This is a genomic window from Levilactobacillus yonginensis, assembly GCF_003946265.1.
GTDB classification, from domain to species: Bacteria; Bacillota; Bacilli; order Lactobacillales; family Lactobacillaceae; genus Levilactobacillus; species Levilactobacillus yonginensis.
This window is the reverse complement of sequence record NZ_RHNO01000055.1, coordinates 1-2,011: the sequence shown is the minus strand read 5'-3', so window position 1 is coordinate 2,011 and position 2,011 is coordinate 1. Positions and strand designations below refer to the sequence as shown.

The 2,011-nt window shown below is 36.9% G+C and carries 1 protein-coding gene and 1 pseudogene; one reads left to right on the top strand and one right to left on the bottom strand.

From position 1 onward, the window contains the following. Positions 1-96 (top strand): annotated as a pseudogene (locus tag EKM87_RS12285) (IS30 family transposase); the annotation flags it as partial. 313 nt (positions 97-409) lie between these two features. Here the strand turns inward: EKM87_RS12285 and EKM87_RS12280 are convergent. Next, the gene (locus EKM87_RS12280) at positions 410-1,591 is read right to left on the bottom strand and encodes an SAM-dependent methyltransferase (protein ID WP_087128308.1); all 1,182 of its coding nucleotides are present in this window, start codon (positions 1,589-1,591) and stop codon (positions 410-412) included. Between the last annotated feature and the right edge of the window lie 420 nt (positions 1,592-2,011).

Genomic DNA, 2,011 nt, shown 5'->3' with positions numbered 1-2,011 from the left:
ACGTTACTCCAAATTAACCAGCGACCGCTTAAAATACTCGACTGGCAAACACCGTATCAGGTTATGCTGACAAATTTTTCCAAAAATTCGGATTAAATTTGCAATCTACCTCTTGGCTTTGATTCTAGATAATAGAGCTAATATAAAAGAGGTTCAGGTGCGTCGAGGACACGCACCTGAACCTCTTTTATATTGGTACCTAATTCTGTTAAAAGCACTATTCCATTCTGTACAATTACTTGGCTTCGTCTTCGTCGGTTCATAAAACGGCCATGAGTGCTTCCTGTTTCTTAATAAATTCCCTGCTACTCCATACTGGTCTGAACTGGTCTAAGGAGGTGTTAGCGATACTGCGTTTATATTCCTACGGTTTCAGATCGCCACCATTGGTTTATCAATAACAATTTCACTATACTTCGTTCTGATAAACATATTGACGTGTCATTGGTAGGCCAGTTCCACTTGGAGCATTTGTAAGTAAGTATTGCATAACATCAATGTTTCCCGATTCAAATGCCCCTGCACAAGCTTGGAGGTATAGCGACCACATTCTAGAGAATGGGACTCCATACTTTTCTCTTACTTGATCAATAACACCATTGTAATTGCTATACCAAATTTCCAATGTTCTTTGATAGTGCCGACGTAAAGTTTCTAGGTCTGTCAATTGTAACCCTGAATCCATAACGTGCCGTAAATTTTCAGCAACATTGGGAATATACCCACCATGGAAGATGTATTTATTCAAAAATGGGTCAACGCCGGCTCCTTCATGCTGACCTGTAATTCCATGAATTAAAGCTCGCCCATTAGGCTTCAACAAGTCTTTAACTTTATTAAAGTATAGTCCTAAATTTTCTTTCCCCACATGCTCAAACATTCCAACGGAAGTAACGTAATCATACTTATCATCCACTTCACGATAATCTTCAAGTAACACAGAAACCTTGCTTTCAAGGTGACGAGCCTTAATTTGCTCCTGCGTATAATCATACTGCTCTTGACTTAAGGTTACTCCCGTCGCATTGAGTCCAAATTCCTCAGCAGCCATAAATAGTAAAGTGCCCCATCCACTGCCAATATCCAACAACCGTTTCCCAGATTCAGGGTCCAACTTATGAATAATGTGTCGGTCCTTATTTAATTGTGCTTCTTCGAGAGTATCGTTATCATGTTCAAAATAAGCGCATGAGTAAGTCATGGTTTTATCCAACCATAACCGATAAAACTCATTCCCAATATCATAGTGCTTCTGAATATCTCGTTCGCTATTTTTTTCTGAGTGAGAAATACTTGGCAAATGTTTCAAGAAGGGATTGTTGGTTAAAAAACTATGGTCGGTTCGAAAAGCAGATGTAATTAATTCTTGTATACTGCCATCAATTTCAATTTCGCCATTCATATAAGCCTCTGCTAACACAAGAGTTGGCTCAGATGTCATTGATTTAAGCGAAATTTCTTTCTTAAACGTTATTGCAATATTTGGAGTTCCCTCACCATATGTGGCAATTGAACCATCCCAATAAGTAACTGAAATAGGAATGTCAAACGCATGACTCAATAGTTCTTTGTATGCCATTTTTTCTAACATCATATAGCCCCCTAAATCATATTAGGTTTAATTTTAACGCTTACTATATTTAGTACAAAATAATTTCTTAAGACAAATTCATTTAGTTTCATCAGCAGAATATATTTCAAGGCAAGAAGATTCTATTAAAAGCTTGTTGGTTTCTAGACATTGTTAAAACAGTGTTCACAGATAATACATTCAGAGATTAGATCTTTACGGCAAAACAGGTCTAGATAAAGAGGCAGTGCCGATAAATGTATTAGTTGATGCTAACTTTAAACAGTTGTCCAATATGTACATGCACTATCAAATTAACAAGGTTTGAGAGCGTAAAATATCTTGTGTAAATACATAAAAGATTTCTGAATTGTATAGAAATAGGGAATGCCTTCCCTTATGATATTTAGTAACCACAGAAAACATCACAGGAGGCATTCC